Origin of the sequence: Photobacterium sp. SKA34 (assembly GCF_000153325.1) — a bacterium.
In the GTDB taxonomy this organism is placed as follows: Bacteria; Pseudomonadota; Gammaproteobacteria; order Enterobacterales; family Vibrionaceae; genus Photobacterium.
The window spans coordinates 665,823-680,046 of record NZ_CH724141.1 but is presented as its reverse complement, the minus strand read 5'-3'; the positions used below and the strand labels follow the sequence as shown (position 1 = coordinate 680,046).

Sequence of the window (14,224 nt, the reverse complement as noted above, 5' to 3'; positions counted from 1 at the left end):
AAAAAGCCCTTAAAAAAGGGCTTTAGTTAAAGGCATTATTATTTTTGACAGATTAAATGGGTTGGTCCATGTTTTGTACCCGCAATAAAATCAAACATATCTACTTTAATTCCAGTACTTGTAGTTACTATAAATGCCGCCTTGTTGAAATAACCAGATGCAGCTGCAATACCAACTCTTCCATAGATATAAGCTTTTAGTTTATGATGAGACCACGCTACGTATTTTCTACTCCAGGTGCTCCACTTAACGGGTCTATATGAGGAATTCATAATTTCTTTATATTGATCTTGGGTAATCGATTTATGGCCTATATCTTCACAAGTTTTGTTTGCCCCCCCAACTTCACTGGAGTTTACTTGAATAATCTCACTATAGAGTAAAATATCATGTGCGGCACAAATGCCTGCTGGGGTACATGCGTGTAAATGTACATTGCCTGCTACATCATTTTCAGGATGGGTTGTTAATTCTTGATTAATTTCAGAAAAAGAAGCGAGGTTACTTGGTGTGATAATATTGTTCCAAGTAATATCACCGCTGTAGGGTTTAGTTGTCCCATCTGAGTAAATACCACTTAAAGTATAAACTTCTTTAACAGTAGAATCATAAGCAGGGAGACTGTTAGCACCTACAATATTGAGCTGTTGAAGCTCTGCTGGATCTGCATAAACAGTAAAATTGTTACTTACGGTATTGTTAAAAGTAGCAAAAACTGTGGCTTGTCCATACGTTGCTTTGGCTTCTAGAATATTATCATTAAAATTAACAATATTTGCGTCTTTTGATGTCCAAGATGCAGTACTTGTGACATCTTCAACCATACCATCAGAGTAATAAGCAGTAGCAATGAATGCGATTGACGTTCCATGAGGCAACGAAATTGTGGTGTCTTGATTATTTGTTTCGATCGAAACACTTTCTAGTATTGCACTGATAACTTCAATATTAATGGGTTCACTTTTAATACCAGCATACAACGCGCTAACTTGAGTGGATCCAGTATCAGCTTTTGCCTCCAGCCTATTCTTAGTAAAGTTCGCGATATTACTGACACTTGATCTCCATGATGCACTATTTGTAATATCGACAGATTCCCCATCAGAGTAGTGTGCAATAGCTTTAAAAGACAAAGAAATGCCCTTTGGAAGGCGAAGAGGTGATTGAGTCGTATCGGCACTGATAGTGACTTGCGTTAATAAGGCATGAGAGGTTTCAATTATTATCTTGTTGCTTTGAACACCATTAAAATTGGCACTTACTTCTGTGGTTCCTTGTTCAGCCTTTGCCTCAAGAATATTTTTGGTAAAATTAGCAACTTCTGGAGTTGTTGAAGTCCATGAAGCATCATTAGTAATGTCAGTTGTTGTCCCATCTGAATAATGAGCAATAGCTTTAAATTCTGAGTTGGTTCCATTTGGTAACATATTTCCATCGCCAGTCTTACTGATAACGATTTTTGTTAATTGTGCCGCAGTAACCATGACTGTTTTGGTATTGCTTTTTACGTTGCCAAATGAAGCAAATATTTCAACATTACCTGAATCGGCTTTAGCGTCGAGTTTGTTACTTGAGAAGTTAGCTACGTGAGTCTGATTAGAAATCCATGATGCTAATTCAGTAACATTTTGTGTACTGCCGTCACTGTAGTGAGCGGTTGCGACAAAGGAAATTTGAGTTCCTTTTGGTAGTATTAACGCATTCGGTGTCTTCTCTGTTTTAATACTGACACTTTCTATTTTTGCATTTGTCGCAATGATACTTTTTGTGTTACTGCTTATCCCGTCAAAAAAAGCATAAACTTTTGCTGAACCACTATTGGAGTTCGCCTCGAGAGTATTATTTGTAAAATTAGCAATACTTGGTTTATCAGATAGCCATGATGATTGAGCAGTGACATCTTTACTTGAGCCATCGCTATAATGGGCATAGGCAATAAACGACACGTTAACGCCTTTAGGTAGTGTAATATCTGCGTTACTGGTATGAGGAGCTTGTGCTGAAATACTCAGCGATTCTATTGTTGCAGCTGTTGTTTCAATGACTTTTGAATCACTTTTTACGCCGGCATACGTTGCATGAACAATTGTCGTACCGATATCTGAATTTGCTTTTAAAATATTAGCATTGAAGTCTGCCACATCTGGTGTGCTAGAGCTCCATGCTATCTCATTTGTGACATCTGATGATGAGCCATCGGAATAGTAAGCAAAGGCCTTAAACGCAAGTGTTATCCCTTTAGGCAACAAGATATTCTCACTGCTGCTTTTAGGTGTATCAGTAGAAATACTGACGCTGATAAGTTCGGGGTCCGCTGCTAAAACGGTCTTGATATCACTTGATAATCCACCATATAAGGCATGAACATTTGCAACGCCTGAGGATGAATTAATTTTTATCGTATTTTCAGTAAAACTTGCAACAGCAGGAGTGTCTGAATTCCAAGCTGCTTGATTAGTCACATCTAATGATGAGTTATCTGAGTAATGAGCTGTCACTGTGAAGTTTACTTTTAGTCCTTTTGCCAAGCTGATATCAGCATCTGCGGACGAATTAGAGGTATTTGTATTAATACTCAAGCTAATTAATTCAGCTGATGTGGTTTTAATCTGCTTACTATTACTTTGAAGTCCCTTAAATATAGCATGCACGTTGGTTTCGCTTGAATCTGATAGAGCTTTTAATTGGTTATTGAAGAACTCTACGCTGACTGGAGAATCAGATACCCAAGTAACGACATCTGTCACATCTAAAACTGAATTATCAGAAAAGTATGCAGTTGCTGTAAATGGTATAGAGACACCTTTGGCGAGAGTATAATCGGCATCACCGGTATAAGATGCGTTGGCTGTAATGTTGATGCTTGTTACTGTTGCTGCAGTTGATTCGACACTAAGAGGTTGACTATCTAAACCTTTAAAAGATGCAATAACGTTTGTGTTACCAGAATGATTCGCTTCTAGAAGTTGCCCTTTGAATGAGGCAACTCCTGGATTACTTGATATCCATTTCACTTGGTCAGTGACATCAGGTGAAGATCCATCACTATAGTGAGCAGTGGCTAAAAGTTTTGCTTGCATGCCTTTAGCTAAAGTTAAATCAGACTTTGCGGTTTTTGCTATTTTTGAAGAGATACTAACGCTAAGCAGTTCAGCTTGTGTAGCTTCAACACTTAATTCTTCACTTTCAATATTCTCAAGTTTAGCGTGAATTGAAGCCTCTCCAAAATTAGCAAGAATTTGTAATACACCATCTTCAACGTCAGCAATATTTGGGTTATTTGAATGCCAAGAGACTAAGTGAGTGACATCAATTGCAGTTCCATCTGAATAATAGGCCGTGGCAATTAAAGCTGTTTTTATGCCTTTTGCAAAAGTGATATCTGCTTTACCGGAGCGAGGCTGAGATTGAGAAACTACAATGTTTTCCAAGTGGGCATTAGTGACTTCAATACTGAAATCTTGGCTCTTTATATCATCTAGATTGGCTTTAACAAAAATTGAACCTTGCAGCTTTGAAATAAAACTATTTTTGTTTAATTGCCCAACTTCTTGGTTTGATAATTGCCATGATACTTGGTCTGAAATATCTTGAGTACTTCCATCTGAGTAGTGCCCAATAGCTGTCATTTCTAGGCTATAACCTATTGGAATAGCACGTTCCTCATTAGTGTTTATGCCTTTCAATATTGTTTTGTTTGATGTTTCGACTGTTATTTTTTCCAATACTTTTGTTTTAGCTGAATCTTCACTGTTACCAGAGCGATCACAACCTGAAATTGAGCTTAAAGAAAAAAATAATATACTTAAAAGTAGGAATAAATATCCATTGTGAAAATTAGAGTGTTTCAACTCATCAACCCCTCATCCTGAAGTTATTTAATAATGAGTTGTTACTTTATAGGAATAATTTGCTTCATTTGTTATATCAATATCAGGAAGGTGGATTATTTTTACTGTCAATGTAAATGCAGTGTTTTTATATTGTTTTAATTTAGTACTGATTAATTTTTATTTTGATAGTGCATAGTAATAACTAAATTAGATCGAAGTAGTAATCTGGCATGTTAATATTGATAATTAAGATTCCATTTTTTAATTGTGTTGTGAGTGATTTTAATTTTATTAAAACACCATCTAATTGATATTCAATTAAAAAATAAAATAGAGAAAGATTGACTGTTATTTAATGCTTTTATGTTTAATGGTAATTAATTGTCATTAATTAATTAATACTGCTTCTCTTAGATATATTCGAACTTTTAAAAATAAGGAAATGTTATAACATAACAATCCCGAGTGATTCACTCAGGATTAATAATGTCATGATTAGGAATAGATCGATGAAAAAGAAGTCTTCATTTGTAGCATTGATGACAACGCTGTGCGTCTTGTTTTCAGTATCAAAAGCAATGGCTGCAGAAGCGCCAATTGATGTAACGGTAAGTATTGCGCCACAAAAGTATTTTGTGAAAGAAATTGGCGGTCAAAACGTTGATGTCAATGTAATGGTGCCAGCAGGAGCTGAGCCAGATGACTACGAGCCAACACCAAACCAAGTTGTGTTACTTAACAAGAGTAAACTTTACTTTTCTATCGGTGTGCCATTTGAAAAAAGCTGGTTAAACAAATTTAAAAGCTCAGCAAAAGATCTAACGATTGTTGATACTCAGAAAGGTGTTGAGCGCATGCCAATGGCTTACAACGACGATGGTGAGCGTATTCCTGCGACGTCTGGCATTAAAGACCCACACATTTGGTTATCACCAGCACTTGTGCGTATTCAAGCAATGAACATTCGTGATGCATTAATTAACGTTGATCCTCAGCACCAGCAAGAATATCGCGAAAATTACCTAAAGTTCTCTAAAAAGATCAATCAAATTGATGATGCTTTAATTGATATCACGTCAAAGATCCCAGCAGCACACAATCAATTTATGACTTACCACCCAGCGTGGGGTTACTTCGCGACAGATTACGGCTTACGTCAGCTTCCTATTCAAGATGAAGGTAAAGAAGCAAGCGCTCAACGTCTAAAATCACTGATTGATACAGCTAAGAAACAGCACATTAAAGTTATCTTTATTGAGCCGCAATTCTCGAAAGAACAAGCAAAAGTTATTGCGAGTGCAATTGGCGGCAAAGTGGTAGCAATTAACCCACTTGCAGAAGATTGGGGTAATAACTTGCTAACTGTTGCGAACGCGTTTGAATCTAACGTGAATCACTAAGAGTTAAAAAATGAAAAAGATTGTGGATGTACAGAATGTCAGTTTTGCTTATAAGAACCATCAAGCATTAATTGATATAAACTTCGAGCTTTACGAAGGTCAACGTTGTGCATTACTTGGACCCAATGGCGGTGGTAAAACGACATTAGTCAAACTACTACTGGGTATATTATCGGGTTATCAGGGCAATCTAGCACTGTTTGGCGACCATCCCGGTCGCCATCCAGCGCTTATTGGGTATGTTCCTCAACAATATAAATTGAATCCAATATTACCTGTCACAGTAAAAGATGTTGTATTAATGGGGGCAAATGCTGAGCAGCTAAAAGATAAGAGATTGCTATCAGCCTTATTAACCCAAGCATTACAACAAATGCATATCGAGCATATAGAGAATACGCTGTTTAAAGATCTTTCAGGCGGACAGCGTCAACGTGTGTTAGTAGCTAGAGCGTTAATTGCTCAACCTAAGCTATTAATACTTGATGAGCCAACCAGTAATGTTGATCCAAGCATGACGGCACAATTTTTTGCCTTGCTATCAGCGCTGCCCAAAGATGTTGCGGTATTGGTGGTGAGTCATGACATGAGTATTTTAGAGTATCAGATTGATGTGATTTTAGGGCTAAACCAAACCATGAAAGTGCAGCAGAGTAAGGCATTAACGTCTGATATGTTGCAACACTTATACGGCGTGAACAGCCATTTTATTAAAGATCTTGTTCAGTCAACCACATCCAATAACGAACCAAGTCCTGCTTTAGTATGATCGAGCTCTTACAATATAACTTTATTCAACACGCATTAATTGCAGCAGTGCTTGTTAGCATTGTTGCCGGCATTATTGGCGTATTAGTCGTAACCAATCGATTAGTCTTTCTCTCTGGTGGTATTGTTCACACGGCATACGGCGGTGTGGGGTTAGCTTTCTATGCAGGTACAGCGGTAATGCCAACAACCTTGGTGTTTACTTCGATTAATGCTTTGTTATTAGGGGCGCTAAGTCAGCGTAAACTAGAGCAGTTAGATATTTTTATCGGTCTGATTTGGTCGTTAGGCATGGCAATCGGCATCATCTTAATGGCGTTAACGCCAGGGTATAGCGCAGATTTAAGCAGTTACCTATTTGGTAGCATTCTCACCGTTCCAGTCTCGACGTTATACCTAATGGGGGGCAGTGTCCTGATCATTGGTGCCTACACGATTTATAACTATCGTTCGCTAGTCTTGATGTCTTTTGATGCTGATTTTGCGCAGAGTAAAGGCGTCAAAGTAAAACGCATGTACTTATCATTATTAGTGCTGGTGGCAATTGCTAGCGTGATCTTAGTGAAAGTGGTGGGTATTGTACTGGTGATGGCGCTGCTAACTATGCCTGCGTATATGGCGGCTCAATATACAAAATCCATGTTATCCATGATGTGCCAAAGTATTTTATGGTGTCTTGGCTTTACGTTAACGGGGTTGATTTTCTCTTACCAGATGAACCTACCGTCAGGGGCAACCATTGTTGTTACCGCGTCTATTTGTTTAGCGTTGCAACTGGGGCTTAAAGAAACCCTGAAACTCTTTAAAAAAGGTACAGTTCAGCCGCTTAATAGTTCAGAAAATAGAATCTAAACACCAGTCTGCATTCTAGAAGAGCAAAATACGGATGAGATTCCAGTGACCGACGCACCGGGTTTAAGCCAATATTGGGCTGAAGCATGGGTAAGCTATAAGCTTGCCAATAGCTAAATAAACGAAAAGCCAGCATGTTATGTGCTGGCTTTTTTGTTTTTGTCGTCAATCTGGTGGTATGAACGGTTTAGTGTTTTATGTGTACTATGCTGCCGATATTATTCAGAAGAGTACATTTAACATACCTGCATCGTACGGTGTTAGATTATTGTTTTGACGTGTTTTTTCAACGTAATCAGGGTTAGCAATGAATGGGCGACCGATAGCCACTAAATCAGCATCGTTATTTAATAGTGCCTCTCTCGCACTCTCTGAGTTATAGCCGCCGCAGGCAATAACGCTGCCATGATAATGTTGACGAATATATTGTGTAACAGTTCTTTTTAAATGATCTTGATAACTATCATCAAACATACCTGTATGTACGTATGCCAAATCATATTGATTTAACTGCTCTAATACATAATCAAAAACAGGTTTATCGCGATCGTCATGTTCAATATTTAAATAAGCAACAGGCGATAAGCGTACACCCACGAATTGAATTTGCTGTTTAACGGCATTGATGACATCAAATAAAATACGGCTCATATTTTCAGGGTTTTGTCCCCAATTATCGTTACGACGATTCGTATCCCAATGTAGAAATTGATCTAATAAATAGCCATTAGCTGCATGTATTTCAACGCCATCAAACCCTGCTTCTTTGGCATATTTTGCGGCTTTCGCAAAATCGTTGATTACAGTCTGAATATCAGAAGGTGTCATTTCTTTAGGCTCTTCATACTGTAAATTATCAGTACGCTTTACACGCCCTGTAAGACCAACCGATGAAGGGGCTAATGGCTTGTTTCCATTTAGGTAAATAGGGTGTGACACTCGGCCTGTATGCCATAATTGGGCAAATATTTTACCGCCATTTTCATGCACTTTTTGTGTAACTTGCTTCCAGCCTGCAACATGTTCTTCGTTAAAAATAGCGGGCGAATTAGGGTAACCCTGCGCGGTTGGCGATATCATTGTACATTCAGTAATGATCAATCCCGTACTGGCTCGACGAGCATAATAGTCAGCCATCTCAGGTGTTGGGATGAAATCGTCTGTCGCCACGCATCGGCTCATTGGCGCCATAACAATACGATTTTTTAAGATCAGATCCTGACTAAGTTGATAGGGGCTAAATAAAATATCTTGTGTCATTACAGGTTACCTTTCTCGCTTTTATATGGTTCACAGTAGGCACATCGGTTTTATGTTGGGTGATGATTTAGTGTGGTTACTGCGTGAGGGTGTGACTATATACCGACACAAAATGGAATGTCAGACCGATAAAATGAATACCATCTATTCCATTTTAGAATGCAAAAGAGTCAGGAAATGTGCCATTATGTCTTTATCTTGAATAAGGGTTTAATGCATGGGGTAGGCAATGGATCAATTAGGCGCAATGCGAGCCTTTATTCGTGTTGTACAAACCGAGAGCTTTTCTGCTACTGCGCGTGAGCAAAATACAACTCAAGCAACAATAAGTAAAAAAATAGCTGCGTTGGAGCATAAGCTAGAAGGTAAATTGTTGACACGAAGCAGTCGAGACCTTGCTTTAACTGAGGTTGGCGCTGAATATTATGAACGATGTGTTGCTATTATCAGTGAATTAGATGAGGCGGAATCTAATGTGCGAGCACATCGAGCATTACCTCAAGGGGTAATTAAAATCGCAGCACCTATTACCTTCGGTAATATTTTTATTGCGCCTATTATTTCTGAGTTTTTAGCGCGTTATCCTGATATAAGCGTGGATTTAACGTTAAGTGATAAACATGTCGATATTATTAGTGAAGGTGTTGATGTTGCAATTCGAGCCAGAGAATTAGAAGACTCTTCATTAATAGCGAGACATTTATTTGATAACCCTAATATTCTCGTTGCCTCTTCCGCTTATATTGCGAAATACGGAGAGCCCGTAACACCAGAAGATCTTAATCAACATAATTGCATTATTTATTCCCTTTCTTCGACCATGAATAATTGGAATTTTTATAATAAAAAGATCAAAAAATCAGTCTCGGTAAGTGGCAATTTTAAGAGCGATAGTTGTGATGCTATTTTACGCTCTGTACTTGATGGTGTTGGCATTGCGTTATTACCTGTTTGGATGGTAGAAAATGAAATAAACGCTGGTCGAATAAAACAGTTAATGCCGTCTTATAAAACTCAACCATTACCTTTTCATGCTATTTATACTAACAATCGTTATGTTTCATTAAAGATCCGATGCTTTATTGATTTTATGAAAGAGAAGATAGAAAGCTCAGAGCGACTTAATTAACTATTAATTTTAAAATGGTATATGCTGGCTTTTGTGTGGGCCCTTTAATTGCATTTTTTGATGCTATATTAAACATTATTTAGTTATTAATATTTGATCTATTTTGGGTCTGGAAACCTATCAAAATCATCGAACGGCATTATTTTCCCGCTCCACTTACCATCTTCTTGTTTTGTTATAACAATGAATTGACCATATGTTGTACCAGGTGATCTGTATTTTAAGTGGGCTACAACACTATCATCCATATGGATCGCTCCATTTATCCTTGCAAGCATGCAAATTCCTCTGGTTACGTTATCCTGCCTTAATTCAGAAGGTTGTATCTCGCCGAGAAAGTGCTATTCACAAAATGGTTTTTCTAAAACAAGGTCAACAGTACCTAGCGCACTGTTTAACACTGTATAGTTTGTATATGCAGCGAATGATGGAGCTGAAAATAGTAAAAAAGAGAGTACAGTAAAAAGAAGTTTTTTCATCACGTAGCATCCTTAATCAAGATTAGAGATGGGCGATATGTGTCAAATATATGTTTATATTTTAGCAAATATGAGACCCCTAAAGTAAAACGATTGATGAGTGCTACGTTGCTTAGACATGTGGCCGTCTTTTGATGATATGTCGTGGGTTTGAACGATGGGATTGAATCGCTTTTTATGAAAAATTCAATGAGTATTGAAGAAATGGTAAACCGATTCATAACTTGAGAGCGCTTAATCGGTTTATAAATTACATGTGTTATAACAATGTTATATTGAGATACATAGCTTAACTAGATTATTCATTAGTAGTGAAAATTCGACTATTAATTATATCTTCAACATTGCCGGTTAATGCTCCTACATGTTTTTTTGAACTCTGAGGATGCCACAGCTTACATTCAAGTTGTGACTCCTTAAATAAACCTATTGTTGGTATATTATAAGCACTAGCTATGTGAATTATCGCAGTATCCACAGAGATAACGCCTTTTGATTTTTTAATCAAATAGATAGCATCTTGTATAGAATCCACACAGCAAACACTAGAAACTGGCGCTAATTGACTTTCCCATACATCTTTATTTTTTATATAGGAAGGCAAAATAAATACACAATTAAATCCATCGTTTTTTAATTTTGTAAGTATATCTATACTCTTCTTTATATTTAGTGATCTACTGTTACGAGAAGCAAATGGATTAAAAATCAAATAGTCTTTAAGGTTTTTACTATTAATCAGCATTTCCATTTTATCGTTTTCTTTATCAAAAACCTTAAACAGAGCAGGGGGCTGAGCAAAACCATATGCAGCCATTAGTTTTGACCAGCATTCAGGCTTACTTATGTTATCGTTATCTAATTGTATAGGTGGGTTCTGTATACAACTATGTTTGTAACAATCGTGACCGATAGTTAAGTCGGGCTTTAATGTAAATCCGACGATACTCCGGTATGGTTTTTCTATAGAAGACACTTCTATTAGTAAATCTACATTACAATTGATCTTCTCTTTTAATATCGTAGGGTATTTATACCATTCCCTTTCTTTTGGTAAGCAAATGTAATTAACCCTAGTATCATATTTTACAACATCTGCATTTTTCTTCGTACATAAAACAACCATATTGGCTTCTGGCCACTTGGCTTTAACAGCTTCAATTATAGGTGACATTGCGAAGTAATCACCTATCTGAAATGTGGCATTAATAAATACATTCGGTTTTTCTGGAAGGCTATTTATAGATGATAATTTATTTACCCTTCTATTTAATATGCTAGATATAAACTTTTTAAGCATGAAAAACTAGTATCCATTCTAAATATTTATCTAAATTCATTTTGATGAATCTTCAATTATCAGTCAACCTAAATAATTGTGATTCATGTTTTTTTCAAATTTAGGCATACTCTAAAGCCTAACTGTCATATACCTCACCAGCGGCATTGCCACTAGGGATGCCCTCATCTTTTTATACTGCTGTTTATGTGTTGATAAAATCAGAGATACATCTTATTTTGTGAAGGGTTTTTATGCATTGTATTAACTTTTTTATGTATATAACTTAGTGTTAATAAAGTTAATATCACCAGGTGACAGGTTACTAAGAGAGCCTTACATGACGATTAAAATTCCAACCTCACAGTTGGCTAAAGCACGTGGTATTGTCGCAAAATAGTTGTTTAATCAATTAGCCGATGCTGGCTATATTATTCGAGATAACGCTGAATGGCATTTAACAGAAGTTGGCAAAAAAGCACAAGGTGAATACAAACAATCGTCTAAGTTTGGACAATACATTGTGTGGCCTGATTCATTAGAGACTGTTGAACAATTTAAGTTTGAAGGAAAAAAGTTATCAGTGACACAAATCAGCATCCATTTCAATTTAACCTCGGATAAAATTAATCAGATTTTAGATGAGTTAGGCTGGATTAATAAAGCAGTCAAAGGTTGGAAAGTCAATAATTCAGGGCTTCGTCTTGGTGGTGTTCAAAAAGAAGATTTCCGAACGGGCGTACCTTATGTGGTCTGGGACGATAGCGTGTTAAAAAATAAGAGTCTCATTCATTCCGTAAATTAAATTACATGAGCGAATGCTGAAGCGAAAAGCACCGATAATTCTGTCTCGAATTTTCGTCAGAAATTTGAGGCAAAACACCGCGCCGCAGACGGGCACTATGTGCGTTCAAAAGCTGAGATGCTGATCGATAATTGGTTATATATGGCAGGCATCGTTCATGCTTATGAGCGTAAATTACCGATTGAAGAAGATCTGTACTGTGATTTCTATTTACCGACAGGCAAGGTATATATCGAATTTTGGGGATTGGAAGATGATCCGAAATATGCACATAGAAAGAAAATTAAACAAGATCTCTATAAAAATATGGTTTTAATTTAATTTAATTGAGTTGAAGGATGATGATGTGCAAAATTTAGATGATGTATTGCCAAGATTGCTACTTAAATTTGATATTAAAGCCTATTAACATTTACTTACGTCTTGATATGTTACGAAGCGATAATTACATTTACTGTTATCGCTTTATTCTATTATGTGAACACTAACTTTATTTATTATTCTGATTTCTATCGTATCGTTTTCTCTTTCTCTTTCTCTTTCTCTTTCTCTTTCTCTTTCTCTTTCTCTTGTTCATCTATTTCCTGAAATACAACTTCTATCCCACGCCTTTGATTGTTTTATGAGCGATATTTTTCGTTATCAACAGAGTAGCTATGATTACTCTATTTGTTGAAAGCGTGATTCTGTTCCTGTTGAGTATATTTATCTGGTCAGATATTCAATTTATTAACACTAACTAAACCTTTGTCACAGAAATTTAATTTGATGTCCATAGAATTCACCAAAATTTCGCTTATGAGCGAAAATGTTCGTTTTTAATGATGTATGGATAACAATGAGGCTCTGATGTTTGGAATGTTCAAACCGAAGGCGCATATCGCACCTTTATCAAATAGTAAGGTCGATAGCACCTATTCTCGCCTACGATGGCAGTTATTTTTCGGCATTTTCTTCGGCTATGCAGGTTATTACCTTGTCCGTAAGAACTTTAGTTTGGCGATGCCATATTTAATTGATGAAGGCTTCAGCCGCGGAGAGCTTGGTGTTGCTTTGGCTGCGGTGTCTATTGCTTATGGTTTATCGAAGTTCTTAATGGGGAATGTTTCAGACCGTTCTAACCCAAGATACTTTTTAACGGCTGGACTGGTTATGTCTTCGTTAGTCATGCTCTGCTTTGGCTTTATGCCATGGGCAACGGGTAGTGTGGCTGCTATGTTCATCTTATTATTTCTAAATGGTTGGTTCCAAGGAATGGGGTGGCCTGCGTGTGGACGTACCATGGTGCATTGGTGGTCTCGTAAAGAACGCGGCGAAATAGTGTCGGTGTGGAATGTTGCTCATAACGTGGGTGGCGGCTTAATCGGCCCCATGTTTATTCTTGGCCTTTGGGCATTTAATGACGACTGGCGTACTGCTTTTTATGTCCCTGCCCTTTTTGCTCTGCTAGTCGCATTTTTTGTTTGGTTAACCGTGCGTGATACGCCTCAGTCATGTGGTTTACCACCAATCGAAGAATATAAAGATGATTACCCTGATGGTTACGATAAGTCGTTCGAAACGGAAATGACGGCGAAAGAAATTTTCTTTAAGTATATCTTTAATAACAAGCTACTTTGGTCTATTGCGATTGCTAATGCCTTTGTTTATCTGATCCGCTACGGAGTGCTAGATTGGGCGCCAGTATATCTAAAAGAAGCGAAAGGTTTTTCTGTTGATAAAACATCATGGGCTTACTTCTTATATGAGTGGGCAGGTATTCCTGGCACCTTATTGTGTGGTTGGATTTCCGATAAGTTATTTAAAGGACGTCGTGCACCTGCCGGTATTTTGTTTATGGTCCTAGTAACGCTGGCGGTATTGGTTTACTGGTTTAACCCTGCGGGTAATCCAACCATTGATATGTTAGCGCTTATTGCTATTGGCTTTTTAATTTATGGGCCAGTGATGTTAATTGGTTTATATGCGCTTGAGCTTGCTCCTAAGAAAGCAGCAGGTACTGCGGCAGGTTTAACGGGTCTATTTGGTTATCTTGGTGGTGCGGTTGCGGCAAACGCTGTACTTGGTTATACCGTTGATCTTTATGGTTGGGATGGTGGCTTTATTATTCTGGTTGGTTCTTGTGTGACATCTATTGTGTGCTTTATTTATGCACTATTAGGTGAACGAGCAATGCATGAACGTAAAGCAAAAGAAAAAGCAGCATTAGCACAATAACCGTATTGAGGGGTGGATGGCCCCTCACTATTTATCAAGGATATAAGATGAAAAAAATCTCAGCAGGCTTAACTTTTTTAGCACTTAGTTTATCAGCAGGGGTGATTGCAAATCCGCTTGTTATTGCCCATCGTGGCGCATCGGGTTATTTACCTGAACATACACTTGAAGCTAAAGCACTCGCTTATGCGATGAAACCTGA

At 37.5% G+C, this 14,224-nt stretch carries 8 protein-coding genes and 2 pseudogenes; 7 read left to right on the top strand and 3 right to left on the bottom strand.

Annotation, left to right across the window (positions count from 1 at the left end; all coding sequences use genetic code 11):
- Positions 1-38 precede the first annotated feature (38 nt).
- The gene (locus SKA34_RS04605) at positions 39-3,851 is read right to left on the bottom strand and encodes a hypothetical protein (RefSeq protein WP_006644347.1); all 3,813 of its coding nucleotides are present in this window, start codon (positions 3,849-3,851) and stop codon (positions 39-41) included.
- A gap of 491 nt (positions 3,852-4,342) precedes the next feature.
- Between SKA34_RS04605 and SKA34_RS04600 the strand changes: the two genes are divergently transcribed.
- From SKA34_RS04600 to SKA34_RS04590, 3 genes are read left to right on the top strand one after another with little or no spacing between them, the layout of a single operon-like run.
- On the top strand, positions 4,343-5,233 hold the full coding sequence (locus tag SKA34_RS04600) for a metal ABC transporter solute-binding protein, Zn/Mn family (RefSeq protein WP_006644346.1): 891 nt from the start codon (positions 4,343-4,345) through the stop codon (positions 5,231-5,233).
- Positions 5,234-5,243: 10 nt separating this feature from the next.
- Positions 5,244-6,002 (top strand): metal ABC transporter ATP-binding protein, encoded by a 759-nt coding sequence (locus tag SKA34_RS04595; RefSeq protein ID WP_006644345.1) that lies wholly within the window; start codon positions 5,244-5,246, stop codon positions 6,000-6,002.
- Entirely contained in the window at positions 5,999-6,853 is an 855-nt protein-coding gene (locus SKA34_RS04590) for a metal ABC transporter permease (protein ID WP_006644344.1), read from the top strand. The genes SKA34_RS04595 and SKA34_RS04590 overlap by 4 nt, the downstream gene beginning before the upstream one ends.
- A gap of 222 nt (positions 6,854-7,075) precedes the next feature.
- Here the strand turns inward: SKA34_RS04590 and SKA34_RS04585 are convergent, their stop codons facing one another.
- A complete protein-coding gene (locus SKA34_RS04585) occupies positions 7,076-8,113 on the bottom strand; it encodes an alkene reductase (protein WP_006644343.1) in 1,038 nt (345 codons plus the stop codon).
- Positions 8,114-8,342: 229 nt separating this feature from the next.
- Between SKA34_RS04585 and SKA34_RS04580 the strand changes: the two genes are divergently transcribed.
- Entirely contained in the window at positions 8,343-9,242 is a 900-nt protein-coding gene (locus tag SKA34_RS04580; RefSeq protein WP_006644342.1) for a LysR family transcriptional regulator, read from the top strand.
- A 777-nt stretch (positions 9,243-10,019) separates the two neighbouring features.
- Here the strand turns inward: SKA34_RS04580 and SKA34_RS04570 are convergent.
- Positions 10,020-11,021, bottom strand: coding sequence for a glycosyltransferase family 9 protein (locus SKA34_RS04570; RefSeq protein WP_006644339.1), 1,002 nt, complete (start codon positions 11,019-11,021; stop codon positions 10,020-10,022).
- A gap of 379 nt (positions 11,022-11,400) precedes the next feature.
- Between SKA34_RS04570 and SKA34_RS04565 the strand changes: the two are divergent.
- The 3 genes and pseudogenes from SKA34_RS04565 to SKA34_RS23105 form a co-directional block, all read left to right on the top strand.
- Positions 11,401-12,214, top strand: a pseudogene (locus SKA34_RS04565) (glycerol kinase).
- A 440-nt stretch (positions 12,215-12,654) separates the two neighbouring features.
- The gene (gene glpT, locus SKA34_RS04560; RefSeq protein WP_006644336.1) at positions 12,655-14,022 is read left to right on the top strand and encodes a glycerol-3-phosphate transporter; all 1,368 of its coding nucleotides are present in this window, start codon (positions 12,655-12,657) and stop codon (positions 14,020-14,022) included.
- A 47-nt stretch (positions 14,023-14,069) separates the two neighbouring features.
- Positions 14,070-14,224 (top strand): annotated as a pseudogene (locus SKA34_RS23105) (glycerophosphodiester phosphodiesterase); the annotation flags it as partial.